General features: G+C 71.0%; 25 protein-coding genes. 16 read left to right on the top strand and 9 right to left on the bottom strand.

The features are described 5' to 3' along the window. Positions 1-252 precede the first annotated feature (252 nt). Positions 253-1,239 (top strand): glutathione S-transferase family protein, encoded by a 987-nt coding sequence (locus ACFY8U_RS09160; protein WP_389567688.1) that lies wholly within the window; start codon positions 253-255, stop codon positions 1,237-1,239. Between the two features lie 103 nt (positions 1,240-1,342). Here ACFY8U_RS09160 and ACFY8U_RS09165 read toward each other — a convergent pair whose 3' ends face one another. The 5 genes from ACFY8U_RS09165 to ACFY8U_RS09185 form a co-directional block, all read right to left on the bottom strand. After that, entirely contained in the window at positions 1,343-4,135 is a 2,793-nt protein-coding gene (locus ACFY8U_RS09165; protein ID WP_389567690.1) for a hypothetical protein, read from the bottom strand. After that, positions 4,132-5,253 carry an AAA family ATPase gene (locus tag ACFY8U_RS09170; protein ID WP_389567693.1) on the bottom strand — a complete coding sequence of 374 codons (1,122 nt, stop codon included), beginning with the start codon at positions 5,251-5,253 and terminating at the stop codon, positions 4,132-4,134. Before ACFY8U_RS09170 ends, ACFY8U_RS09165 begins: the two co-directional genes overlap by 4 nt. 89 nt (positions 5,254-5,342) lie before the next feature. Next, a complete protein-coding gene (locus ACFY8U_RS09175) occupies positions 5,343-6,749 on the bottom strand; it encodes a VWA domain-containing protein (RefSeq protein ID WP_389567695.1) in 1,407 nt (468 codons plus the stop codon). After that, a complete protein-coding gene (locus ACFY8U_RS09180) occupies positions 6,746-8,134 on the bottom strand; it encodes a hypothetical protein (RefSeq protein WP_389567697.1) in 1,389 nt (462 codons plus the stop codon). Before ACFY8U_RS09180 ends, ACFY8U_RS09175 begins: the two co-directional genes overlap by 4 nt. After that, positions 8,134-8,619: a hypothetical protein gene (locus tag ACFY8U_RS09185; RefSeq protein ID WP_389568295.1), complete on the bottom strand. Its 486-nt coding sequence runs from the start codon at positions 8,617-8,619 to the stop codon at positions 8,134-8,136. Before ACFY8U_RS09185 ends, ACFY8U_RS09180 begins: the two co-directional genes overlap by 1 nt. Positions 8,620-8,924: 305 nt before the next feature. Between ACFY8U_RS09185 and ACFY8U_RS09190 the strand changes: the two genes are divergently transcribed. Further along, complete coding sequence (locus tag ACFY8U_RS09190; protein WP_389567700.1) at positions 8,925-9,470, top strand: pyridoxamine 5'-phosphate oxidase family protein; 546 nt, start codon at positions 8,925-8,927, stop codon at positions 9,468-9,470. Between the two features lie 15 nt (positions 9,471-9,485). Here the strand turns inward: ACFY8U_RS09190 and ACFY8U_RS09195 are convergent, their stop codons facing one another. Together ACFY8U_RS09195 and ACFY8U_RS09200 are read right to left on the bottom strand one after the other, a co-directional pair. After that, complete coding sequence (locus ACFY8U_RS09195; RefSeq protein ID WP_389567703.1) at positions 9,486-10,328, bottom strand: class II glutamine amidotransferase; 843 nt, start codon at positions 10,326-10,328, stop codon at positions 9,486-9,488. 282 nt (positions 10,329-10,610) lie between these two features. Further along, complete coding sequence (locus tag ACFY8U_RS09200; RefSeq protein WP_389567706.1) at positions 10,611-11,438, bottom strand: ribonuclease BN; 828 nt, start codon at positions 11,436-11,438, stop codon at positions 10,611-10,613. A 462-nt stretch (positions 11,439-11,900) separates the two neighbouring features. Here ACFY8U_RS09200 and ACFY8U_RS09205 point away from each other — a divergent pair, with 462 nt between their 5' ends. From ACFY8U_RS09205 to ACFY8U_RS09255, 11 genes are all read left to right on the top strand, one after another. Further along, the gene (locus ACFY8U_RS09205; protein ID WP_361434318.1) at positions 11,901-12,200 is read left to right on the top strand and encodes a gas vesicle protein; all 300 of its coding nucleotides are present in this window, start codon (positions 11,901-11,903) and stop codon (positions 12,198-12,200) included. Positions 12,201-12,284: 84 nt separating this feature from the next. Continuing rightward, the gene (locus ACFY8U_RS09210; protein ID WP_361434317.1) at positions 12,285-12,725 is read left to right on the top strand and encodes a gas vesicle structural protein GvpA; all 441 of its coding nucleotides are present in this window, start codon (positions 12,285-12,287) and stop codon (positions 12,723-12,725) included. Positions 12,726-12,728: 3 nt separating this feature from the next. Next, positions 12,729-13,442 carry a GvpL/GvpF family gas vesicle protein gene (locus ACFY8U_RS09215; RefSeq protein WP_389567709.1) on the top strand — a complete coding sequence of 238 codons (714 nt, stop codon included), beginning with the start codon at positions 12,729-12,731 and terminating at the stop codon, positions 13,440-13,442. A gap of 21 nt (positions 13,443-13,463) precedes the next feature. Beyond that, entirely contained in the window at positions 13,464-13,721 is a 258-nt protein-coding gene (locus ACFY8U_RS09220) for a gas vesicle protein GvpG (RefSeq protein WP_361602774.1), read from the top strand. A 40-nt stretch (positions 13,722-13,761) separates the two neighbouring features. Next, the gene (locus tag ACFY8U_RS09225; protein ID WP_389567712.1) at positions 13,762-14,409 is read left to right on the top strand and encodes a hypothetical protein; all 648 of its coding nucleotides are present in this window, start codon (positions 13,762-13,764) and stop codon (positions 14,407-14,409) included. Further along, positions 14,402-15,604 carry an SRPBCC family protein gene (locus tag ACFY8U_RS09230; RefSeq protein WP_389567715.1) on the top strand — a complete coding sequence of 401 codons (1,203 nt, stop codon included), beginning with the start codon at positions 14,402-14,404 and terminating at the stop codon, positions 15,602-15,604. Before ACFY8U_RS09225 ends, ACFY8U_RS09230 begins: the two co-directional genes overlap by 8 nt. Positions 15,605-15,643: 39 nt before the next feature. Continuing rightward, positions 15,644-16,090 carry a gas vesicle protein gene (locus tag ACFY8U_RS09235; protein ID WP_389567718.1) on the top strand — a complete coding sequence of 149 codons (447 nt, stop codon included), beginning with the start codon at positions 15,644-15,646 and terminating at the stop codon, positions 16,088-16,090. Beyond that, positions 16,087-17,016, top strand: a complete 930-nt coding sequence (locus tag ACFY8U_RS09240) for a GvpL/GvpF family gas vesicle protein (protein ID WP_389567721.1) — start codon at positions 16,087-16,089, stop codon at positions 17,014-17,016. Before ACFY8U_RS09235 ends, ACFY8U_RS09240 begins: the two co-directional genes overlap by 4 nt. After that, on the top strand, positions 17,013-17,273 hold the full coding sequence (locus tag ACFY8U_RS09245; protein ID WP_389567724.1) for a gas vesicle protein: 261 nt from the start codon (positions 17,013-17,015) through the stop codon (positions 17,271-17,273). The genes ACFY8U_RS09240 and ACFY8U_RS09245 overlap by 4 nt, the downstream gene beginning before the upstream one ends. After that, positions 17,222-17,599 carry a gas vesicle protein K gene (locus ACFY8U_RS09250; protein ID WP_389568298.1) on the top strand — a complete coding sequence of 126 codons (378 nt, stop codon included), beginning with the start codon at positions 17,222-17,224 and terminating at the stop codon, positions 17,597-17,599. The genes ACFY8U_RS09245 and ACFY8U_RS09250 overlap by 52 nt, the downstream gene beginning before the upstream one ends. Before the next feature lie 68 nt (positions 17,600-17,667). Then, positions 17,668-18,102 (top strand): hypothetical protein, encoded by a 435-nt coding sequence (locus tag ACFY8U_RS09255; RefSeq protein WP_389567727.1) that lies wholly within the window; start codon positions 17,668-17,670, stop codon positions 18,100-18,102. 326 nt (positions 18,103-18,428) lie between these two features. On the opposite strand, the gene ACFY8U_RS09260 is transcribed toward ACFY8U_RS09255, so the two are convergent. Further along, positions 18,429-20,531, bottom strand: coding sequence for a SpoIIE family protein phosphatase (locus ACFY8U_RS09260; protein ID WP_389567729.1), 2,103 nt, complete (start codon positions 20,529-20,531; stop codon positions 18,429-18,431). A gap of 252 nt (positions 20,532-20,783) precedes the next feature. Here ACFY8U_RS09260 and ACFY8U_RS09265 point away from each other — a divergent pair, with 252 nt between their 5' ends. The 3 genes from ACFY8U_RS09265 (at position 20,784) to ACFY8U_RS09275 (ending at position 23,097) form a co-directional block, all read left to right on the top strand. After that, on the top strand, positions 20,784-21,284 hold the full coding sequence (locus ACFY8U_RS09265) for a hemerythrin domain-containing protein (RefSeq protein WP_361602748.1): 501 nt from the start codon (positions 20,784-20,786) through the stop codon (positions 21,282-21,284). 144 nt (positions 21,285-21,428) lie between these two features. Further along, positions 21,429-21,983, top strand: a complete 555-nt coding sequence (locus tag ACFY8U_RS09270; protein WP_389567732.1) for a type 1 glutamine amidotransferase domain-containing protein — start codon at positions 21,429-21,431, stop codon at positions 21,981-21,983. A gap of 160 nt (positions 21,984-22,143) precedes the next feature. Beyond that, the gene (locus ACFY8U_RS09275; protein ID WP_389567735.1) at positions 22,144-23,097 is read left to right on the top strand and encodes an NAD-dependent protein deacetylase; all 954 of its coding nucleotides are present in this window, start codon (positions 22,144-22,146) and stop codon (positions 23,095-23,097) included. A 63-nt stretch (positions 23,098-23,160) separates the two neighbouring features. Here ACFY8U_RS09275 and ACFY8U_RS09280 read toward each other — a convergent pair whose 3' ends face one another. Further along, a complete protein-coding gene (locus ACFY8U_RS09280) occupies positions 23,161-24,420 on the bottom strand; it encodes a hypothetical protein (protein WP_389567738.1) in 1,260 nt (419 codons plus the stop codon). Positions 24,421-24,428: the final 8 nt, after the last annotated feature.

Genomic DNA, 24,428 nt, shown 5'->3' on the forward strand with positions numbered 1-24,428 from the left:
ACGAAGGCTCCGTCGGCACGTGGGATGCGGCTCCCGGGTGCCCACCCCGGGCCGCGACCCGGAGGAGCGGGGCCTGGGCGACGAGTTCGCCGAGCATCACCATGGTCCCGCCGACAGCACCGAGGTGTTCTCGAAACCCACCGACATCACTCTCCCGTGGAACCCCTGCCCGACGTCGGCAACGCCTTCGCTGCCGCCGCGGTCACCGAGGTGACCTGTGTGTACGAGGCTCGACATGGCTAGGCTCGGAGTATGGCTGGTGACGGTGAGTTCAAGCGGGACACGAACTACATCACGACACGCATCACGGCCGACGGTCGTGACGGCTATCTCGTGGAACCCGGGCGCTATCGCCTGATCATCGCGCGGGCCTGCCCGTGGGCGAACCGGGCGGCGATCGTCCGGCGTCTCATGGGTCTCGAGGACGTGGTGTCGATGGGTATCGCCGGGCCGCTGCACGACGAGCGGAGCTGGTCGTTCCATCTGGACCCGGGCGGCAAGGACCCGGTGCTGGGTATCGAACGGCTGCAGGAGGCGTTCTTCGCGCGTCAGCCCGGCTATCCGCGCGGCATCACGGTGCCCGCGATCGTCGACGTGTCCACGGGCCAGGTGGTGACCAACGACTTCGAGCAGATGACACTCGACCTGGGGCGCGAGTGGTCGGCCCATCAGCGGGACGGCGCGCCGGACCTCTACCCGGAGGAACGCCGCGACGAGATCGACGACGTGGCCGGCAAGGTCTTCCAGGACGTGAACGACGGTGTCTACAAGTGCGGCTTCGCGAGCTCGCAGGAGGCGTACGGCACGGCGTATCAGCGGTTGTGGGAGCGGCTCGACTGGCTGGAGCAGCGCCTGAGGAGCCGGCGCTACCTGGTGGGAGACACCATCACCGAGGCCGACGTACGGCTCTTCCCGACACTGGTCCGGTTCGACGCCGTCTACCACGGCCACTTCAAGTGCAACCGGCAGAAACTGACCGAGCTACCGGCCTTGTGGGCCTATGCGCGGGACCTGTTCCAGACGCCCGGTTTCGGCGACACGATCGATTTCGAGCAGATCAAGGCCCACTACTACGTGGTGCACCACACCATCAACCCGACCGGGATCGTCCCCGAGGGCCCGGACCCGCGCGGCTGGCTCACCCCGCACGGCCGGGAAGCCCTCGGTGGGCGGCCGTTCGGCGACGGCACACCGCCCGGTCCGCCACCGCGGTCCGAACGGGTGCCCTCGCTCACCTGAGCCGGGCGGCAGCGGCCCCCGTCCGTTCCAGGGGCGTGGCCGCGCCGGCACGCAGGAGCCCGGACCGGTCGAAGGCAGGCTCCTGCGTGCTCCGTGTCGGCTGTCAGAGGCGCGTCAGCAGTGCCTCGACGGCCTCCGCCGTGGTGGGGTGACGCGCCATCAGGGCCAGGCCCGACGGGCCGGTCGCCGCAGGCTCCCATGGCCCCTCACAGCCGAGGAGTGCGGCGACCGCGTCGCAGGCCGCAGGATGGGCGTCGAGCAGGATCGCGCGCTTCCCGGCCCCCTGGTCGGACGTCGTACGGGTGGGGACCGGCTGCGTCTCCCGCCACGGCGGGACCCAGCTGTCCAGCTCGCCGAGGCGCGAAGGGAAGATCCGCCCGGCCTCACGGATGAGGAGCGGGGCGAGGTCGGCCCCGCCGGCGCGCAGGGTGGTGATCAGGGTCGGCAGCCAGGGCAGGAGTACCGGGTCCGGCAGCCGGCCGAAGGCGTTCGACACCGCTTCCACCACGAAGTCGGTGAGAGCGGGTGCGGGCTCCAGGGCGTGAAGGAGGCCGCTGAGATAGCGCGGGTATGTCGGCAGGGCCAGGGGGTTGTCGAGGAGTCCGTCGCAGCGCTCCCTGAGTTCGCTCCGGGTCATGGTTCCGAGCTGGGTCTGCGAGGCCCACAGCAGCGCGGTCTTGGACGGGTCCTCCGGGTGTGACTGCGCGACCGCGAGCTCGAGCTGGGTGCGGTCGCAGCCGAGCGACAGCGCCAGGGACTCCATGCTGAAGAGGAAGCCGAGCATCGCCGCCACCTGCCGTACGCCCGCGTCCTCGTCGGCGAAAGCGGTCGGCAGCAGCGTGCAGTAGTGGGCGTAACCCGTCTTCACGAAGGATTCGATCCACGCGGGCAGCACCGGCTCGCTCGTACGGTAGTACGCGAGGAGCCGGCGGACGCGGCGGAGCACTTCGGGCGCTCCGTCGACGCTCCGCTCGGCCGCGAGCACCTCCAGGGCGCGCGTGCCCAGTTCGTCGGCGAGGCGGCGGCTGCGCAGATGAAGGGTCGCGTCCTCGACGGCCTGGAGAACGGTCGCGGCGGTGGCCTGCGGTCCGTACGCCGCACGACGCAGTCGCTGTTCCAGAACCTGCTCGATGCTGACGCCCTCGTAGCCGAGTTCGATGAGGGCGCGTTGATGGGTGCCGAGGGCGAGGTCCCAGGACTCCTGGATCGGGCGCTCGCCGAGGGTACGCTCGCCCATGATCGGGCGCGCGGCGCCGTGGGGCATCAGGTACCGCAGCATCCACAGCACATCGGAGCAGCGCTCGAGCTCAGGCCGGCCGGCGATGTCCAGGAGCGCCCGTTTCACGCCTCGTGCTTCGAGTTTCAGCCCGAGCGGGGCGAGCCGGTCGTGGACGTCGCGGGCGAGGGGCGGCAGGGCTTCGTATCCGACCTGCCCGATCCGGTCCCCGCCCATCATGATCTCCACGAGCCGGCGCACGTCGCGCCGCCCGGGCACGGTGTCCTTCTCGATGCAGGTGACGGCCGCGTCCTGGAAGTCGCACGGCGTGGGCTTGGCCCGGTCCCGCATCCCGGCGAGCAGGATCGACGTCTCGAAGACAGCGATGGCGTCGGCCGTCGAGGCGAGATAGCCGTTCCGGCGGGCTGCGCGGACGATGTCCACGGACCAGCCGAGCAGTTCGGCCTCGTCCAGCCGGTCGAGAACCGGTGGCCGGCGGAGGAACCCGGTCAGCATGTCCGCCGGCTCGGCGTTCGACGCGCCCGTCACGGCCGAGGCCTTCCTCGGCCGCGCCTTCTTCGCGCCCGCCTGCCCCGCCAGCCTGAAGGGCTGGACGCGGGTGCGCTTGAGGTTCTTGGCCCATACCGTCGCCGCGATCGACACCGAGCCCGCGGCCAGCCCGAACTGCGCCTCGATCGCCGCATGGCTCGACGGGATCAAGCCGTACTGCCAGGTCGTACCGGTGCGGGGGCTGATCTCGAAGGTGTCGCCGCCGTCCACGCCGAACTCCGCCACGCGGCTGGCGGCGTGGAAGGCGCCGCAGACGTACAGACAGTCCTCCGGGTCCGTGCCGGTCGCGGCCAGGTGCTCGCGCATCCGCGTCCACATGTACCGCTCGCGGTCCTCGTCGACCCGGACGCGCTCCGCGTCACCGGGCGCCAGGCGCCGGAAGAGGCTTCCGATCAGGAACATGGCCTGGCGGTACGTGTCGTGGTCGCTGTCACCCAGCGGCAGTTCGACGTACTGGTGCCACCACTCCGACCAGTGCCGCACCCGGCCGTGGCGCAGCAGGTGCTCCTCGAGTTCGGCGAACCGCGGCCGCAGGTCGCCGATCTCCACGCCGACGGCGTCGCCGTGCAGCGCGGCCTCCTCCTCGGCCGACGGCGTGTCCGTCCCGGCTGTTTCCGTGCGGCCGCGGCGCGTGTCCCACTGGAAGACGTGGTCCGAGGAGCGATCCACGAGGACGAGCTCCACGCCCGGGGTGTCCAGCGCGTACGCGATCGCCTGGTACTCGGCCGATGCCTCCGTGATCGGGGCGACCACCGAGAGCGGCGCCCACTCCTCGGGGAAGCCGTCGAGCCGGGACGCGAACGCCTGGACCGCGACGGGGAGCCTGCACTTGCGCAGTTCGGTGAGCAGGGGCGTCATGTCCTCGCACAGCTCCAGGTACACGACCTTCGGCTGCTTCTCCCGCAGCCGGCGTGCCATCGCGAGGGCCGAGGCGGGCGAGTGGTGGCAGACCGGGAAGATCTCCAGCGGTTCGCGCGCCGCTCGGTCGACGTCGTCGACGAGTCCGAGGAGGATGCCCTCCAGGGCCGCCGGGCCGTCGGCGAACGCGGCGGCGGCCTCCTGGAGTTGGACGCGGAGAGCCTCGAAGGTCCCCTCCTGGTGGCCGGTCACGACAGGTTCGCGATCGCGTCGCGGCCGCCGTCGAGGAACTCCGGCCACAGGCCGCCTTCCTCCTTGCCCCGGGGCTCGACGACGCCGTGCAGGTACTTGTTGAGAATCGCCAGGTCCTCGGGCTCGCGGCGGGCCAGGGAGCCGACGAGGGAGGAGGCGAGGGTGCGGGCGGTGAGGGCGCGCTCACCGAAGAAGTTGGAGTGCAGGATCGCGTCCTCCAGGACTCCGATCTGCTCGGCGGTGGACAGCGCGGACTCCAGCTTCTCGTCGTCGCTGGTGGCCGCGGTCGCCGAGGCGCGCAGGTCGGCGAAGCTCTGGAGCAGGACGTCCAGCAGGTTCGGCGGCACGTCCAGTTCGATCTGGTGGCGGCGCAGGAGTTCCTCGGTACGGAAGCGGACGATCTCGGTCTCGCTCTGCTTGTTGGTCACGACCGGGATGCGGACGAAGTTGAAGCGGCGCTTCAGCGCGGAGGAGAGGTCGTTGACGCCCCGGTCCCGGCTGTTGGCGGTCGCGATGATCGAGAAGCCGGGCTTGGCGAAGACGATGTTCTCGCCGTCGGCGCTGTCGAGTTCGGGGACGGAGATGTACTTCTCGGAGAGGATCGAGATCAGGGCGTCCTGGACGTCGCTGGTGGAGCGGGTGAGCTCCTCGAAGCGGCCGATGGTGCCGGTCTCCATCGCGGTCATGATCGGCGAAGGGATCATCGACTCGCGGGACTGGCCCTTGGCGATGACCATCGACACGTTCCAGGAGTACTTGATGTGGTCCTCGGTCGTACCGGCCGTGCCCTGCACGACCTGAGTGGAGTTCCGGCTGATCGCGGCGGACAGGAGCTCGGCGAGCCAGCTCTTGCCGGTACCGGGGTCGCCGATGAGCAGCAGGCCGCGGTCGGAGGCGAGGGTGACGATGGAGCGTTCGACGAAGCTCCGGTCGCCGAACCACTTCTGCGCGATCTCGCGGTCGAGGCCGTCGGCGCGCTCGGAGCCGAGGATGAACAACCGGACCATCTTCGGGGACAGACGCCAGGAGAACGGCTTGGGGCTGTCGTCGATCGACTCCAGCCAGTCGAGTTCCTCGGCGTACTTGATCTCGGCAGGGGCGCGCAGCAGATCGGACATGTTCGGAGCCTTTCGTGCAGGTCTGAGGCGGCACGGGGCCGCGGGTCTCTGGGCGCGCCGCGGACGTGGGGCGGCGCAACGAGGTGGGGTCAGGTGAGGAAGTTCTTCAGCTCGTGGACGAGCTTGCGGATATGGCCGGAGAGCACGGGCGTCCCCTGGTCCTTGAAGCGCTCCCGGAACCACGGGTTGACGCTGCCTCGGCCGGCGCTGGTCACCGAACCGACCGGGATGAACTTGGCCCCGGAGCGGTGCACGGCGGCCATGGAGGCGAAGAGTTCCTCGCCGCGCCATTCGTAGAAGTCGGAGATCCACACCACGACGGTGTTACGGGGCTCGGCGATCTTAGGCTGGGCGAGCGCCATGGCCACGGTGCCGTCCGTGCCGCCGCCGAGCTGGGTTCGCAGCAGGGTCTCGAAGGGATCGTGCACCCAGGGGGTGAGGTCGAGGGCCTGCGTGTCGTAGGCGATGAGGTGGACGTCCACCTTCGGCAGCCCGGCGAAGATCGAGGCCAGGATGGTGCAGTTCACCATCGAGTCGACCATGGAGCCCGACTGGTCGACGACCACGATCAGCCGTTGGGGCGTCGTCTTGCGAGACGTGTGCCGGTAGTAGAGGCGGTCTACGTACAACTGCTCTTCTTCTGGGCTCCAGTTGGTCAGGTTCTTCCAGATCGTCCGGTTCACGTCCAGGTTCCGGAAGACGCGCTTGGGCGGGACCGAGCGGTCCAGTTCCCCGACGGAGGCCTTCTCCACCTGCGTGCGCAGTACCTCGGCGACCTCGTCGACGAACCGCCGGATCAGTGCCTTGGCGTTCGCGAGCGCCACCCCGGAGAGGTTGTTCTTGTCCCGCAGCAGCTGCTCGATCAGCGACATGCTGGGCGTGAGCCGGGACGCGAGCTTCGGGTCGGCCAGCACCTCCCGCAGATGCATGCGCTTGACGAGGTCCGCCTCGATGGCGCCGAGCTCCGGTCCGATCTGCGGAATCAGCCGGCTCAGGTCCGGCGTACCGGCGCGCCCGCCGGTGCCGTACGGGCTGACACCGGACCCGCCCGCGCCGGCGCGGCCCCCGCGCAGGTCGCCGGGCCGGCATCCGAGGGCGCGCTCCAGCCATCCCGCGTCGGACTGCCAGCCGGCGAGCTGCCCGGCACTGACGGTTCCGGCGGGGGACGCGAACACGTTGAGCAGGACCTTCGACAGCAGTGCCGCGCGGCGTACCTCGGCGGCCCGGTCGCGCGGTCCGTCGCCGTCCTCGGGCACCATCAGCCCGTCGAATTCGTCGGCCAGTTCGGGGTGGCGCTGCACGACGGAGTCGACGGAGGCCTGCGGGTCCAGCAGGCCCGGCGGCAGCCCTATGTCCTCGACGACGGCCAGGCTCGCGGATTCGAGTCCGGGCTGCTCCTCGGCGTCGAAGAGGCGCGCCAGCAACCGCCAGTACAGCACCTGGCGCCGGTTCTCGTCCGCGTCGGCAAGGGCGACTTCGGGAGTGGTGTCGGTCATGCGCGCAGCAGCCTTCCCGCTCGCTCACGCAGCACGGCGACAGCGTCGGTGGCGGCCTTCTCGCCCTTGGCGCCCGCCTTGTCGGTGGTCCCTCCGGCCCAGGATCCGGCGTGGATCGCGAGGCTCTTCTTCCGCACGGTCGTCTCGACCGCGAGGGGCTGTACGTGGAACTCACCGGCGTCCCAGCGCAGGAGGCCGATGCACGCTCCGGACGCGGCGGCGTTCTCCGGGGTGAGGGGGCCGGCGGCCGGGATGCGGTCGGTGTCGACGGCGAGCGGACGACCGGCGACCGTGAACGTCAATCCGTCGCCCTCCCGGGACACGACGTACCCCTCGAGGAACACCGGGATCGCGATCCGGGCGGGGTGGCGATCCAGCGGGGCGGGGGCGGTGCCGACCGCCGTCGGCAGGACGACGCGAGCGGTGACGAAGGGGTCGGCGGGCTCGCCCGCGCGGGCGAGGGCGTCGTCCCAGATCAGGTCCCCTTCGGCTGTGATGGGCATCCCGTTCAGGTCCATCGCCCTGCCCTCGCCGACAGCGGCCAGGAGCGACATGTGCGGTCGCAGGAGCTGCCACAGGCCCGCACCGACGACGGTGTCCGGCTTCGGCGCGGAGACGGAGGCGCGCACCAGTCGGGCGGTGCCTCCGTCGGCCGGCTCCAGCACGGCATGGACCTGCGCCTGTACGGCGGTCGCGTGCTCGTGCAGATCGACGCCGAGCGGGAGAAGACGACCGGTCACGGTGTCCGTGGTCGGCACATCGGCTGCTCCGGGCAGCGTCAGGAGCAGCGCGCGCGACCACAGGTCGGCCCAGCGGCGCTCCGGGACCCGCTCGAGCGCCGCACCGGGGCAACAGGCCGCGAGCTCGGTGGCGAGGCCGTCGAGCAGGACCGCCGGACGGCGCAGCGACGGGTCCGACAGCAGCGCCGAGACCACGGGGGCGGCACCGGACACGATCTCGTGATCCAGTCCCCGCCAGCCGGTGCGCGCCAGGTCGCAGAGCCATGACCGGGCGGCGGCCAGCACGTTGACCGGCTCACCGGCGGGGACCGGACGGGGCACGTCATCGGTGGTCGTCCGGCCCGTTGCCGCGTGCACCCGCTCGGCGAGCGCGTCGTGGACGGAGCCGAGGAGGGCGGTGCGGGCGGCGGCGAGGGCGACGAAGTGCTCCTCCCCGGCGGCGCCCGCGGCGGTCTTCTCGGCCGCCTCGCCGACTCGGGCGGCCAGCGGGGTGCCCGCGACAGCGTCGGCGAACGCGATCAGATCACCGGCCTGAGCGGGCCGGGGACGGAGGAGGCCGTCGGTCAGAAGGGCGTCGAACCCGTCGACCGCGGCGAGTGCCTCGTCGAGGCCGGGAACCGGCTCGGTGAGCAGGTCGGCGTGCATCAGGCCACCTCTCGGGTCGGCGGGAACCACTGCATCTCCGGCAACGGGCCGGTCGACGGCTGGAGTTCGAGGTAGGACAGATGCCGCAGGAACCGGCTGAACACCGGTGCCGCGGCCGCCGTTCCGCCGACTGCGGCCGAGGGGCGGGTGGCGGACATGGCGCTCGTCACGCCGGCCGCGTGGAGCTGCTCGTCGGCCGGATCGACCTTCAGATAGCGGGCGACACGCTCGGCTCCGTACTGCAGCACCGCCTCACCGATGAGGGCCAGGATGTGGTTGCAGAAGGAGCCCCGGGCGCCGCCGCAGGGCCGGTTGTTGTTGGTGCTGCACGAGAAGGCGTAGTCGCCGGCCGCGACCGACGAAACGTAGACCCGGGCGATGTCCGATCCGCTGGACACCACACCCTGCAGGCGTCCGTCGGCCAGCTCGACGAACGGAACCTTGGCCAGCTTCCGTGGGCGAGCGGGCCGCAACACCCGCGTCAGACTCGAAGTCTCCCAGTGGGACAACGCAGATCTCCTCAGGGCATGGGAAGGGCAAGGGAAGGCCCACGCCTGAACGGCGGGACGAGTAAGAACCTAGTGGCCACCACTGACATCGCCCGGTGCGCGGGATGTTGGCGTGACGCGACCGACCAGCGCCTGAAGGGGATCGGGACCTCGGGCGATGGGGCGGCGCCTGCCGGGCCCGTCCGAGGCGCGGCAGCGCATCGCTCTCTCGGACGCCGTGCCGAGCGCCTCCGGGCCGGGCCGCGTGGCCTGCGGTAGAAGGAGAGGGAAGGGAGTTCCGTATGACGCCGAAACAGCCCAGGACAGAGCTCGACGCCCGCTACAGCTCCGCGCTCAATCCGCGCCCTGGCGCGGAGGACGTGGCCGCCACCGACTGGGCCGAGGCCCAGCGCCGGCTGCGGGCGGCCGAGGTCTTCTGGATCACCACGGTCCGGCCGGACGGCCGACTGCATGTCACGCCGTTGATCGCCGCCTGGCACGACGGGGCGCTGCATTTCAGCACCGGTCTGGGCGAGCAGAAGGCGAAGAACCTGGCCGGCAACGCCCACTGCGCACTCACCACAGGGCACAACTCGCTCTCCGAGGGCCTCGACATCGTGATCGAGGGCACGGCGGAGCGGGTGACGGATCCAGCGCGGCAGGACGAGGTCATCGCCGCGTTCGAGGCGCAGTACGGGGACCACATCACTTCGCCCGAGGGGACTTTCCACGGCTTCGGCGACAGCATCCGCCAGGGCAACGACCTGCTGTTCGCCGTGGCACCCGGCACGGCGTACAGCTTCGGGCACGACGGCCAGGTGTTCAGCCACACCCGTTACACCTTCTAGCGTGCCCGCGCGCGGTCAGTGGGCGGCCGCAGGGGTCGGGGCGAAGGCGTACAGCTCGTCAGTGCCAGGCTGAACGATTCTGTAGCTGCTTTCCGGTACCTCGTTCCACGCGCCGGGCAGGTCGTCGAGTGGTTCGGACACGATGAGACGCGACTCCTTCGAGATGTCCCGCAGGAACGAGATGTCGGGATGCAGCTTGCGCAGGTCGTCCACCCGGCTGCTGTAGAACAGCGAGCGCGAGGCCCGCTCGCTGGAGTAGCGGAAGGCCCAGAGGCGTTCACCGTCGGTGATCGCGAGGGTCATCTGGAGCGGGAACTCCACTCCGTGTTCGAGGCCGACGCGCTCCACGGCCCCTGCCATCCGGGCCACGGCGGCGGGCGGGTCCTCGTCCAGTCCGAAGGTGAGGGCCAGGTAGAACATGACCTCGGAGTCAGTCGTTCCTTCGAGGTCGGCGAAGAGCGCGGGGTCGATGAGCAGCGTGAGGTCACGGCGCATGAGGTGGAAATCGGCGATGGCTCCGTTGTGCATGAACATCCAGCGGCCGTGCCGGAAGGGGTGGCAGTTGGACTGCTGTACCGCACTCCCGGTCGATGCCCGGATATGGGCGAAGAAGAGCGGCGAGCGAACGTGATCAGCCAACTCCCGCAGATTGCGGTTGTTCCAGGCGGGGCCTACGTCTCTGAGAAGCGCCGGGGTGCTGCTCTCGTCGGTGTACCAGCCCACCCCGAACCCGTCGCCGTTCGTGGTCTCCACGCCGAGTTTGGCATTCCGGCTCTGGTCGATCAGCGAGTGGGCCGGCTTGTACAGGATGGTGTCGAGCAGCACGGGCGTTCCCGAATACGCGAGCCATCGGCACATATGTGATCACCTGGGTCTCTACAGCTCCGTGGAGAGGCGACCGCCGTCCCTGCTCCGGCAGGGCGCTGCGCACGACTGGCACGCCCACCACGGGTGGCAAGCGCCCCGAAGGGGTTCTTACTCCCCCAGTCGGCGGGCGGCTTCCGCTGTGAACTCGTCCGACTCTCATTGTCTGCTCCGCCCCCCGGTCGGCGCCAGGCGGGCAACCGGCCGGGGCCCGCCTCACTCGGGCCCCAGCCCTTCGCGAAGGCTTCCCCGAGCGCCCCGCGCACGGCCCTGACGTCACCGTTTCCGTCTCAGCGCGCGCATCATCCGTGGCAATTCGGCGTTGATCATCCGACCGCACAGCGCACCGCCGAAGACGACCACGCCCACGGCGACGAGCCAGGTCTCGATGACCAGGAACGCACCGAACGGGCCGTAGCTGACCGCGCTGGACGCGATCAGCGGGGAGAACACGAGCCGGGAGAAGGCCCTGAGCCCGAGCAAACCCAGAATCGTCACCAGCGCCCCCGGCAGCAGAGCCGTCCACGCGACCCTGCCGCCCAGCAGCAGACGCTGCGACCACCACATGAACAGGGTGCCGCCCAGTGCGGTGATGAGACCGCGGGCCGGGTTGTCGCGCCAGAGGGAGGGGACGGCGATCAGGTAGAGGAGACCGATGAGGACGGCGAGCCACACCACGTGCCGCCACCGTGCCCGCCACCGCGCCGGGGGAAGATCCCAGGCCTTCTCGTAGCCGCTCTGCACCACCGTGCCGAACGAGAGCCCGAAAACGGCCAGCAGGGCAAGGCCGAACGCCGTCGTGGTCCGCCGTACCTGACCCGGCAGAGCGAACGACTGCTCGATCTCACCTCTGGCAGCCTCCGACACGCCGACGCCGTCCGCGAGCCACTGCGCGAACCCCTCTCCGCTCCCCGCACCCGCCGCGGACACGACGATCAGTAGCGGTACGAGTGTGAGGAAGCCGAGTGCCGCGAATCCGAGGGAACGCTGCCACAGGCCGAAATCACTCACCGGCCCCCACCGGTGCCCGGCTCGCAGCCGACGGATCATGCTGCGTATCCGCGCGAACAGAGACCGTGGCCCCGCGGGAGGGGAAGACATCATCGTGCCGGTGCACGGAAGGCCGAAGGCCCTGGTGCACGGGCGTCGCTCGGGTCGACAAGCACGGCGCGCTCCAGACGGCTGCTGCTACCTCCACGGTAGGACCACCCCGCCGGGGGGACCACCACGAGCCCCGTCCGCCCCGTGCTCCGGACATGTGGGGCCGTCTCGCGACGCCGCGAAGCCCGGCATCGGAGCACACCGGCGCCGGCCGGACAACGCCGGACGCCGATCCCCCGGCCGGGACCGGGCGACCCCGCACGTTTCCGAGACTCAACGCCTCGCCTCCGGCGCGCTCGGGCTCCCTCGATCCGAGGTGCCGTCAAGTCCCTGTTCAGATACAGCGTTTGGAGGACGAGAGCCGAGTCACGCATACGTTCGGAAGTCACGGGCACGCGAACTCCAGCCCCAGACGGCGGATGGAGCAAGACTCCAGGCGGTCTTCCAGGCCTCACAGGCGGGATCATGAACGCGACTGACGACGAACAGAACAAGACATCCGGACAGCGCATCGACATCTCCACGGCCATGCGCCGCGCCTCCGCTCAACTCTCGGAGCTGTTGCGCTGCGAACCCGGCTCCGTCTCGGCGGTGAAGGCCACCGACGACGGATGGTCGGCCGACGTGGAGATCGTCGAGCTGGAGAAGATTCCGGACACGATGAGCGTGATGGCCTCGTACCACGTCGCTCTCGACCCAGAGGGCCGGCTCATGGCGTACGAGCGCACACGGCGCTACGCCCGGGGCCAGATCGACCGCCGTTGACGGCGATGCCGACGCCGGCGCCTCCCGGAAGGGGAGGGCCCAGCGGGCACGCGTCGACAGACGCAGAACCGAAAGGAGTTCACCATGACACTCGTCCAACAGAGCAGTGCGACGAGCGGCGGAAGCGGCTCGGGAAATCTCTACGACGTGCTGGAACTCATCCTCGACCGAGGGCTCGTGATCGACGCGTTCGTCCGCGTCTCCCTCGTCGGAATCGAGATACTCAAGATCGATGTCCGCGTGGTCGTCGCCAGCGTGGACACCTACCTCCGCTTCGCGGAGGCGTGCAACCGGCTGGATCTGGAGTCCGGCCGCAAGGCTCCGACCCAGCTCACCGACATCGTGGGCGACATGACCGAGAGCGGCGCCAAGGGCAAGTCGAAGGGCGCGCTGACCGGTGCCGTCGAGGCGTTCACCGACTCCCTGCAGAGCAAGCGCGAGGAGTCCGAGGAAGAGCCGCGGAAGCGACCGGCGCGCAAGTCCACGTCCAGCAGGACGTCCGCCTCCCAGCGACGTGAGGAGTAGCAGGTGCCGACTTACGTATACGCCATCACCGGCGCGGAGCATCCCCTCCGCCTGAACACGCTCCAGGGAGTGGGCGACCCGCCGTCCCCCCTGCGGACGGTCACGACCGGCGACGTCGCCGCCGTCGTCAGCGACGCACCGGACGGACTGCGGGCCAAGCGTCGTGACGTCCTGGCGCACGAAGGCGTCCTCGAGTCGCTCATGGCGGACGGCGCGACGCTTCCGATGCGCTTCGGACTCCTGGGCGCCGACGACGACAAGGTGGCCGAGGCTCTGGAGCGGGACGGCGACACCTACCGCGCCCGTCTGGCCGAACTCGACGGACACGTCGAGTACAACCTCAAGGCCGCCCGCGACGAGCAGGACCTGCTGCTCGAGATCCTGTCGGGGTCCGAGCAGATCCGGCAGCTCAACGAACGTACGCGTTCGGGGGCGGCGGCACAGGACGAACGCATCGCCCTGGGGGAGCTGGTCGCCGCGCAGGTGGCCGAACGCCACAGCCGGCAGGCGGAGGAGACCATGCAGCGGCTGCTGCCCACGGCCGCCCGCGTCGCCCGCGCCGAACCCGGCGCGAGTCACTTCCTCAACGTGTCGTTCCTCGTCCCCGCCCGGTCCACGGAGGCTTTCGTGCGCGCGGTGAAGGACGAGGCGGACCGCCTGGGAGAGGCCTGCACCCTCACCCTGACCGGGCCTCTGCCGCCGTACAGCTTCGTGTGACGGAGGGAAGGGAGGCGGACCATGGGGCTCCTCACGGGGATAGTGACCCTGCCGCTGGCGCCACTCCGCGGCACCGCGTGGGTGGTCGACCAGGTGCTGCTCGCCGCGGAACGGGAGTACTACGACCCCGAACCCGTACGCGCACAGCTGGCCGCCCTCGTGGACGACCTGGCGAACGGCCGGGTGGACGCGGAGGAGTTCGACCGGCGCGAGGACGCGCTTCTGGACCGCCTCGACGAGATCGAGGAGTACCGGAGGGGATCGGGGAACGCCTCATGACCCTCCTCAGTGACCGATCGAAGCAGAACGAGGTGCATCGGTGATACCGAAGAACGCCACGACGGCCGTCGCGCTGGTCGGGGGCTATGTCCTGGGACGGACGAGGAAGGCAAAGGTGGCCATCGGCGTGGGCATGTTCCTCGCCGGCCGCAGACTGGACCTCGACCCGCGACGGATCGGGAAGCTGCTGGCGGCCTCGCCGGTGACCGGCGCGCTGAGCGACCAGGTGCGCCGAGAGCTGGTGGAGGCCACGAAGTCGGCGGCGACCCGTGCGCTCACGCAGCGCGCGACAGGCCTCGCCGACACACTGCAGCGCCGGACGCAGGCACTCGGCCGAACCGACGACGCCGAAGCCGACACTGACGCCGACGCCGACGCCGAAGCCGATGCCGGCCTCGCCGCCGACGACGAGGCCGCCGACTCGGAAGACGGTGGCAAGCGGAAGGCCCGGTCGCGGCCCGCGTCGGCGACGAAGGCCGCGACCAAGACCGCGTCCAAGACCGCCGCGAAGACCGCGAGGAAGAAGCCGGCCTCCGAAGGAAGCAGCTCCACCTCGCGAGGGCGGCCGTCGGGCGGGGGCACGGATCGTACGCGCAGGACGTCGACGACCGCGCGCAAGCGCGCGAGCGCCCCCAGGAAGTCGTCGGCGTCCGCCACGCGGAAGGCCAGGAGTGACGACGATGCCTGACTCGAACTCGACGCTCGGCAGGATCAGGAGCGAGGTGGCGGAGAACCCCGCCACCGACCGGCTGAAGGAAGAACTGCGCCTCTATCTGACGGCGCGCGCCGAGGACGCGGTCACGCGGCTCGGTGAGCGCCTCGGCGAGAGCGTGGCCCGGCTGGCGGAACCGGGGCGGGCGAAGGGTGGCGTCGCGAAGAGCCTCGCCAAGGGAGGCCAGGCGCTCAGCGAGGGCAAGTCTCCCGCACGGGCCGCGCTCACGGCCGGCACCTCCGCCTTCAAGGACACCCTGAAGACGAAGGCCAAGGGCCTCTTCGGCTCGGGCCGCCGGTCCGGTGGCGGCGCGTCGAAGAGCGTCACGATCGTCGAGGACATCGATGTCGGCGTTCCCGTACGGGACGCGTACGACCAGTGGACGCAGTTCCAGGAGTTCAGCACGTTCGCCAAGGGCGTCGTCAGCGTCGAGACGGCGGACGACACGACCACCAACTGGAAGGTGAAGGTCGCCAAGTCCACGCGCAGTTGGCAGGCGAACGTCACCGAGCAGATCCCTGACGAGCGCATCACCTGGACCACGGAGGGCGCCAAGGGCACGGTCAAGGGGGTGGTGACCTTCCACCGTCTCACCGACGACCTCACGCGGGTGCTGCTCGTCCTGGAGTACTTCCCCAAGGGGCTCTTCGAGAAGACGGGCAACATCTGGCGTGCCCAGGGGCGGCGAGCCCGACTGGACCTCAAGCTCTACCGCAAGTTCCTGATGATGCGCGGAGAAGCCACCGACGGCTGGCGCGGCGAGATCAAGGACGGCGAGGTCGTCGTCGGCCACGAGGAGGCCGTCGAACAGGAGGAGAGCCGCGCCGAGGGGCAGACGGACGACGTCGCCGAGCCGGACGACGACGAGGACCTTCCCGAGCCCCACGAGGAGTACGGCGAGGAGGGCTCCGAAGGCCTCGTCGACGACGAAGGCGCCGACGAGCTCTACGACGAGCCCGAAGGTGAACCGGAGTACGGGGACGAGTCCGAGGACGAAGAGGGATACGACGACGAGGCCGATGGCGAGGCCTACGAAGCGGAAGCCGAGCCGGGCGACGACGCCGACGAGGTCGAGGCGGTGGACGAGGCCGAGCAGGACGACGACGTCGAGGAGGGCTCGCGCAGGACCGCACGCCGCTCCCGGCGCCGTAGCGCCACCGTCGGCAGCTGACCGAGAGCCCGAGCACGCACACAGAACAGGGGCGCCCACGTGACCGATTCCTTTGCAGGCCGTCTGCCGGCCTCACCGCACGCCACGCCGCCGATCAGCCGGCAGGGCTCGTCGGCGAACCTCGCGGACATCCTGGAGCGGGTGCTCGACAAGGGCATCGTGATCGCCGGCGACATCCAGATCAACCTCCTCGACATCGAGCTGCTGACCATCAAGCTCCGCCTGCTGGTCGCCTCGGTCGACAAGGCGAAGGAGATGGGCATCGACTGGTGGGAGCACGATCCGTCGCTCTCCTCCCGGGCGCGCCCGCCCCGGCCGGTCGCCGGCGGTGGCGCCGGATCCGGTGGCCGGGAGGACGTCCTGGCCGAGGAGAACGAGCGTCTTCGTGCCGAACTCGACCGTCTGCGCGCTGCGGCCGTACCGGCCGGGAAGGGGCAGGAGCCGCACGGCGTGGCCGGCGGCGAGCGAGAGGAGGGCGAGCGGTGAGCACGGGAGACCTGACATCCGAGGCGGCGGGCACCGTCGGCGCCGGACCGGAGGCCACGCGGCGCCCGCCGGGGCCGCCCGCCGGTCCCCCGATGTCGTACGTGTACGGCATCGGCCGGGACGACGGGAGCCTCGATCGGCTCGCCGACACGATCGGCGGAGTGGACGGTCACGGTGTCCGGCTCGTCGCGGACGGCGGACTCGTCGCCCTGACGTCGCCCGTGCCCGGCGACGTCTTCGAGGAGGCCGCACTGCGCTCCCAGCTGGAGGATCTCACCCGGCTCGAGGCGATCGCCCGCGCCCACCACGCCGTGGTCGACGCCGCCTTCGCCGAGGCGGTCGTCCTGCCGCTCCGACTCGCGACGGTGTACCTGGACGACAGGCGGGTGGCCGGGATGTTGGCGCACCACCACGCCCGGTTCACCGAGTTGCTGGCGTGGCTCGACGGCCATGTCGAACTGGGGGTGAAGGTCCACGCGGACCCGGAGGCGATGGCCCCCTCGGGCACCGCCGTCCCAGCCGCCACCGCGTCCCGTGTGTCGAGCCCGGGGCGGGCGTACCTGGAGCAGCGGAGGCAGCGGCGCCGCAGCACCGAGGATCTCTACCGGGCGGCCGGGGCCGTCGCGGTCGACGTGACGGACGTGGCGCGGGCCCTTGCGCGGGCCACCGCCGTACACCGGCCCCAGCAGGGCGAGTTGTCCGGGCGCCGCGGGGTGAATCTCACCAACCACGCCTATCTGGTCCCCGCGGGCGACACGGAGCGCTTCCGGACGGAGGTCGTAGCCGCGGCCCGGTCCGTTCCGGGGGTGCGGGTGGAGGTGACCGGTCCTTGGGCTCCCTACTCGTTCGCGGCGCCCGACACGGCCGAAGCGGAGCGTACGAGCGAGGGCGCGGGTGCGGACGAGGACGAGGCGGTACGGCGATGAGTACGCCCTTCCCGGACGACGGTCCGTACGAGAGCGGCGACCGCCTCCCCGGACCGCCGGTCGCTCTCATCGACCTGCTGGACCGCCTTCTGACCGGCGGGGCGGTACTCACCGGGGACCTGGTCCTGTCCGTCGCCGACGTCGATCTGGTCCACATCAATCTGCGTGCGGTCATCCGGTCGATCACCGGGGACGAGCCGGCTCCCTGGGCGACGCCGGCGGACCGTGCCCCGACCCTGAGGAGCCCCACCCCGTGAAGGACCTGACCACGACCGCCACCACGGCGGGCAGTTCCGTGACCCGACGACTGGCCACGGACCCCGACACGGTGGAACGCGACCTGATCAAACTCGTCCTGACCATCGTCGAGTTGCTTCGCCAGCTGATGGAGCGCACGGCAGTCCACCGGGTCGACCAGGGCGACCTGGGCGAGGACGAGGAGGAACGCATCGGTATGACGCTGATGATCCTGCACGAGCGCATGGAGGAGCTGTGCGAGCGGTACGGCCTGTCGATGGACGATCTGAACCTGGATCTGGGGCCCTTGGGCTCGCTGCTTCCCCGTGACGCCGTCGGTCTGTGACGTGGTCTGTGACGTGTTCCGGCGACGCACCCCGTTTTACCCGTGAAAGAGAGGCAAGGAGAAATCTCATGACTGCAGAGAGCGGAAATACCAGGAACTCCGGTACCACCAGCACCCGGAAGTCGACAGCCAAGCGCGCCGCGACCACGGCCAAGCGCGCCGAGACGAAGGCCACGGCGGCGGCCGGCGAGGCGCAGTCCGCGGCACGCGACACGGAGAAGGCCGCCTCGCAGAGCGTGCGTTCCGCGGGCGAGGCCACCAAGCGCGCCGGCCGTGCGGCGGCGAACGGCTTGCAGAGCGGCCAGCAGGCAGTGACGGCGAACGCCGCGAAGGCGGTGTCCGCGGCCACCACCGCCTGGGCGGTCGTCAAGCACCGGAAGGCGATAGCGGCCGGAGCGGCCGCGGGTGTCGCGGGCGTCGCGGTCACCGCCTTCGCGGTGGGCCGTTCGACGGCGAAGCCGGCCGTCGGCCCGCTGACCCGGCTCGCGGGCGGGCGGATCTGACCGCACACGCGGGACCTCACACCGCGCTCGGCGAACGCCTCCCGATCCGCCCCGGCCTCCGGGGCGGATCGGCGTCGTTCAGGGGCACGTCCCGATCCGGCCCGATCCGCGGCGACCCGGCCCGTGCGACCGCCCGATGCCTGACCCCGGCCCGTGCGACCGCCCGATGCGCCGCGACCCCGCCCGTGCGACCGCTTGATCCGACGCGACCCGGCCCGCTCGACCGCACGACCGCTCGACCGCCTGACCGCCTGACCGGCCGACCCGGCCACGTCAGTCGGCCGACGACACCGGCCGGCCGCGCTCGTCGGCGGCCGGTCCTTCCGTCACTCGCCCTCCCCCGCCCGGAGGCCCGGGCCCTCACGTCGGATCCGGGCGAGGACGATCACGGCGTCGTCGGTGGGCGAGTCGGGCAGCAGTCGTGTCAGGATGCCGTCCGCCGCCTCCTCCAACGTGCCGCTCGCGCCTTCGAGTTGCGACCCGAGCGCGGCCACTCCCTCGCCGATGTCGACGCCGCGCGCCTCGACGAGGCCGTCGGTGTACAGCGCGAGCGTGTCGCCGTCGTGGAGCTCGATCTCCGTCGTACGGAAAGGCACCTCGCCCACGCCCAGCGGTACCCCGAGCACCTCGTCGATCGACTCGACCACGCCGTTCGCCCGGCGACAGAGCGGCGGCAGGTGGCCCGCGTTCGCGATGCGGGCCAGGCCCGTCGTCGGGTCGTAGCGGATGTAGAGGCAGGTCGCGTACGCGATGCCGGCATCCTGGGCGCAGGCGTCGAGCTCCTCGAGGAGACTGTCGGGTTCCAGGTTCTGCCGGGCCAGCGCCTTGGCGGTGATGCGCAGGCGTCCCATGGCCGCCGCCGCGGGGACGCCGTGTCCCATCACGTCGCCGACCACCAGCGCCACCCGGCCGCCCGGCAGGTCGATCACGTCGTACCAGTCGCCGCCGACCTCCGTGGCGTGGCTGCCCGGCAGGTACCGGTGGGCGACCTGCACGGACGGGCTGCTGGCGAGGGCGGTGGGCAGCAGCGCGCGCTGGAGGGTGAGTGCGATGTCCTGGACCCGGCTGTAGAGCCGCGCGTTGTCCAGGCACAGCGCCGCCCGCGAGGCCAGCTCGCCCGCCAGGCTGAGGTCCTGCTCGGTGAAGTCCGGCCGGGCGGCGGAACGGCCGAACATGGTGATTCCCTGCACCGTGCCCCGCGCGACGAGCGGAGCGATGAGCAGAGAGGTCAGACCGCTGTCGATCAGGAGCTGGGCGCGGGCCTGGTGGATGACGGTCCGGGTCATGAAGTCGGCGTTCACGGGGACGCAGACGGGCCGCCCTGTCCTGAGCGTCTCGTGAATGCTCGAGCCGGGCGGGTAGGTGACGCTCTCCAGGCCGCCGACCAGCTCGGGTGCGGGTGGCGGGAGGGAGGTGCCGGCCGCGATCCGGCGGGTGACCAGCACCGAGTCCGGGTCGAACACCTCGCGTTCGTCCTTCCACTCCACGACCTCGACCACGGAGGCGTCGCAGAACTCGGGAACGACCGCCTCGACCAGTTCGCGAGCGGTGACGTGCACGTCCAGCGTGGTGCCGATGCGGGCAGCGGCTCGGTCGAGCAGCGCCAGTCGCTGCCGCCCCGCGGCGGCCTCCACGATGGCCTGCTCACGGTCGGTGACGTCCACGAGGAGCCCGCCAAGACCACGACGGGTGCCGACGGCCTGGCTGAGGGGGAAGAAGCTCACGGAGCGTACCTGGTCGAGGTCGGGGCGGCCCGGCGTACGCACGGCGACCAGCGTGCTCACGACGGTCCGGCCCTCGTCGGCGACAGCCCGCAGCATGCGCTGGTACTCGCCCCCGTCGGACGTGATCATGAACTCTTCCATGGTCCGCCCGATGTGGTCCTCGATCGGGGTCCCGTCCATGTCGGCCAAGGCCTGGTTGAGGTGGACGTAGCGCAGGTTCTCGTCGAGCATCACCAGGCCGATCGGGCAGGTCTCGAACAGCGCGTCGAGAAAGGCCAGGTTGGTCTTGACCCGGTCGAGTCCCTCGCTCTCGCTCGCCAGGCCGACGATGACGGAACGGCCCTCGTCGATGGTCACCGGGAATACGCGGAACCCGCAGTCGAAGACCCTCCCGTCCTGGTGCAGGGTCGGTACGCGCGCCCGCCAGTAGCCCAGGGTGCGTCCGCGCTCCGCGAGGCGCTCCGCCGCACCCGCCCCGTCGAGGGGAGCAGCGGGGAAAAGCACGGAGGCCGGCCGGGACAGCACGTCCGCGGCCTCGTGGCCGAAGAGCCGCTGCGCCCCGGGACCCCAGAAGCAGATCCGGCCCTCCTCGTCGATGCCGAGCACGGCCACGGCCACGTGTTCCAGCAGCGTCCCGGGTTCCGACCAGATGGGCCCGGGAGCCTGCTCGTCCCACGATCGACCCCCCGGCCGAGGTGAGGACACCAGGCCCCCTTTCCGGGTACGGGCGAAGGGCGAGTGCCTTACTCGCCGGCGGAGCTGAACCCTCCGTCCATTCTGCCCGTGCTGCGCATTTCGGACATCAGGGGCCGGACGGGGCCTCGAGACCCTCTCCCGGTAGGCACCCCAGGACAAGCCGGTGCCGTGGGCCGGAGACGGTTCGGCCGGGGCCGGGTTTCCGGTGCGGCCATCCGGAGCACCCGCCCCATGACGGAACTCGAAGGAAAGGCGGGCGGCATGCCGCAGACCAAGCAGGACCAGGACGTCGTCGGGGTCATCCTCGACGATCACCGCGCCATGGAGGACCTCTTCCGGCGGATGCGCAGCGTCGAAGCCGACCGGAGCGCGGCTCTGAAGGAGTTCTCGGCGTTGCTCATCGCCCATGGCGAGGCGGAGGAGGCCGAGGTCTACCCGGCTCTGAAGCGCTTCCGCAACATCGACGACGACGAGGTCGAGCACGGGAGCGAGGAGCACGACGAGGGGAACAAGGCCCTTCTGGCGCTGCTCGAGGTCGAGGACGTCGGTTCGGAGAAGTGGGACGAACGGCTGGAGGACCTTGTCGAGGCGGTGTCCCACCATGTCGACGAGGAGGAGCGGACGATTCTCAACGGCGCGCGGGAGAACGTGCCGGACGAACGCAGGGCCGAGCTGGGTGCCGCCTTCCTGAAGGAGCGCGAGCGGCTGCTCGCGTCGGACTGCGGCAGTGTCGAGAACGTGCGTCGCGTCGCGCACCACTGACCGCCCCCTCGTGCACCGCCCGTCTCGGCACCGCGGCCTGTCCGTTCTACATAGAAAAGCACCCCCTTCGATGAGTTTGGGCGGCCGTGGACGAGGTGAGGCGCTCTTCTGTAACTCTGGTTCCACAGACAGGAAGGAGCGATCGTGTCCCTCGACGGCAAGAACGTTCTCGTCCTCACGACGAACTACGGCACGGAGCAGGACGAACTGCAGAAGCCGGTGGCGGCGCTGCGGGACGCCGGGGCCCGGGTGGTCGTGGCCGCACAGCAGAGCGAGCCCGTACAGACGCTGGTGCACGACAAGGATCCCGGCGAGAAGGTCACCCCCGACCAGCGCATCGCCGACTCCGACGAGGCGGCATTCGACGCCGTGGTCGTGCCGGGCGGCACGCTGAACGCCGACACCCTGCGTACGGACGAGGGTGCCCGGCGGCTCGTGTCCGCGTTCGCCGCGTCGGGAAAGCCGGTGGCTGCGATCTGTCACGGTCCGTGGCTGCTGGTCGACGCCGACCTTGCGCGCGAGCGCGAGCTGACCTCGTACCCCTCCCTGCGGCCGGACCTGGAGAACGCGGGCGGCAGCTGGGTGGACCGGGAGGTCGTGGTCGACACCTCGGGCGGTTTTCCGCTGATCACCTCCCGGAATCCTCGCGATCTGCCCGCCTTCTCGGAGGCGATCGTCAAGGCGCTGAGCCCGGCCTGAGACGTGGGTCGCCGGGGTCCCGGCCGTCTCTCGCCTCCTCGGGCACGGCCTTCGGCGCCTGCCGTGGCGCCGGCAAGGGCGACGGTGAGGGCGAGGGTGAGCGGAGTCTGACGCACGGATGGGCCCGCCCCAAGGCGCGTGTCTTCCGTACCCTGGCGGCATGCGCATGCGTCCCACTCTGAGCTGGCACCCCGAGGAGGACCTGCCCCCGGCCACCATGGATCTGGGACCGGTCGCCGCCGCGCTGGCCTCCGGCGGCGTCCTGGTCATCAGTGGCGCGGGCATCTCCACGGAGTCGGGCATCCCGGACTACCGGGGCGAGGGCGGCAGCCTCAGCCGGCACACCCCGATGACGTACCAGGACTTCACCGGCAGCGCACAGGCGCGACGGCGGTACTGGGCGCGCAGCCACCTCGGCTGGCGCACCTTCCGCCGTGCCGGGCCGAACGCCGGGCACCGGGCGGTGGCCGCGTTCGCGCGGCAGGGGCTGCTCTCGGGCGTGATCACACAGAACGTCGACGGCCTGCACCAGGCTGCCGGCAGCGAGGGCGTCGTGGAGCTGCACGGGAGCCTGGACCGGGTGGTCTGCCTGTCCTGCGGCACGTTCAGTGCGCGGTACGACCTCGCGCGTCGCCTGGAGGAGGCCAACCCGGGCTTCGCACCCGTGGCGGCCGGCCTCAACCCGGACGGCGACGCCGACCTCACCGACCATCAGGTGGGCGACTTCCGCGTGGTGCCGTGCACGGTCTGCGGCGGCGTCCTCAAGCCGGACGTGGTGTTCTTCGGCGAGGCCGTTCCGCCGCAGCGGGTCGAGCACTGCCGCTCGCTCGTCCGGGCGGCGGCTTCGGTCCTCGTCCTCGGCTCCTCGCTGACCGTGATGTCCGGACTCCGGTTCGTCCGCCAGGCGGCCCAGGCCGGCACCCCGGTCCTGATCGTCAACCGGGACCCCACACGCGGTGACCGCCTGGCCGTCACGCGTGTCGCGCTCCCGCTCGGCGCGGCGCTCACCACGGTCGCCGACCGGCTGTCCGTCCGCGTCGACGACCCCACGGCCACGGAAGCAGCCGTCCCGAGCGCCTCCCGCGACACCCGGGCCCCCGGCGCGTCGCAGTGATCGCCCCTTGAAGGCCGGCGTCTCCACCAGCTACCTCCACGAGCGAGCCGCCGGGCGTGCGCCTCAGATGCGGAGTGTGCCGGGGAACGCACCGTGGCCCACGCCCGGCTCGGTGAGGGCCAGCCAGCCGTGGCCGCGCATGTCGGTCTCCGGTCCGACCTCGCCGGGGTCGACCGAGAGGTACCGACAGGCAGACCGGGCGCCCATGGTTCCCGCATGGGAAGGGGCGTGGTCGTCCGGGTGGTCGACCGCGGCGGTCTCCCACGGCAGCGGGTCGCCCTCCCACTCGGGCTCGCCCTCGGCGACGTACTGACGGATCATCCGGCCGTCCTGGGCCACCAGCCACACGTCGGAGCCACCGGCGTCGTCCAGGAAGAAGAACTGGGCCTGGCCGCAGTGGAGGCTGAGCCGCTCCACCGTCTCGAACATCCCGTCCCCGGGGTCGCCGACGAGCAGGTCGAACTGGCCGAAGATCAGGCGCCAGCCGTTCAGTTCCGGGGTGATGAAGGCCCGCCCCACCGTGCGGCCGGCGCCGTCCGGCCCGGGTACGGGAATTTCCCTGGTCTCCGACGCCTCGACACCGGCGCTGACGGTGACAGGCTCCCGGTCGTGCAGGCCCAGGGCCTCGAAAACCCCTTCGTAGGTCGCGCCCGGTACGGCCATCCACCAGCCGCTGAGGGTCGCATCCGGGAGCCTAGGAGTCTCGTGCGGGATCTTCACCCGTATCAGCCGCTGTATCGCCGCGCGGTCGCGGTCGTCGAGCGCGTCGACGCCGCCGCCCGCGACAAGCGCCGCCATCGCGCCCCGCCGGATCGTCGGGGCCGCCGACAGGTCGCGGCGCAGGGCGCGCAGTCGTTCCCGGAAGGAGTCGTGCAACAGGCGGGCGTAGTCGGATGCCTCGAAGGGGATCCGGCGGCCTCGGGCGAAACAGCCCACGAGGGCCGTCAGTCCGGCCTCCGAGTCCGCCCGCAGCCTGACGAGCCCTTCAAAACCGTTGCTCGACTCCTTGTGGTCAGGATCGGCGGCCAGGGCCGCGTACTGGTCGGCGCACCGTTCGTCGAACGCTCCGAGGAGCCGGTGCGCCTGCCAGCCCGTCAGCTCCTTGCGCCGCGAGGCCGCCAGCACCCTGTCGAAGGCCGGAGGGCCGATGTGCCGCAACGCCCGTACGACCGGCTTGAGATCAACGGTCCGCTGCACGCCGGCCACGCTGCGGAGCAGCTCCGGCACCACCCTGTCGGGCTGCGCCGCCAACTGTTCGACGGCGGCTTCGACACGCGCGGCATCGTCGCTGTCCAGGTCCGCGAGAAGCAATTCGATCTTCATGGACGGCA

Source organism: Streptomyces sp. NPDC012508 (assembly GCF_042902595.1).
Classification (GTDB): domain Bacteria; phylum Actinomycetota; class Actinomycetes; order Streptomycetales; family Streptomycetaceae; genus Streptomyces.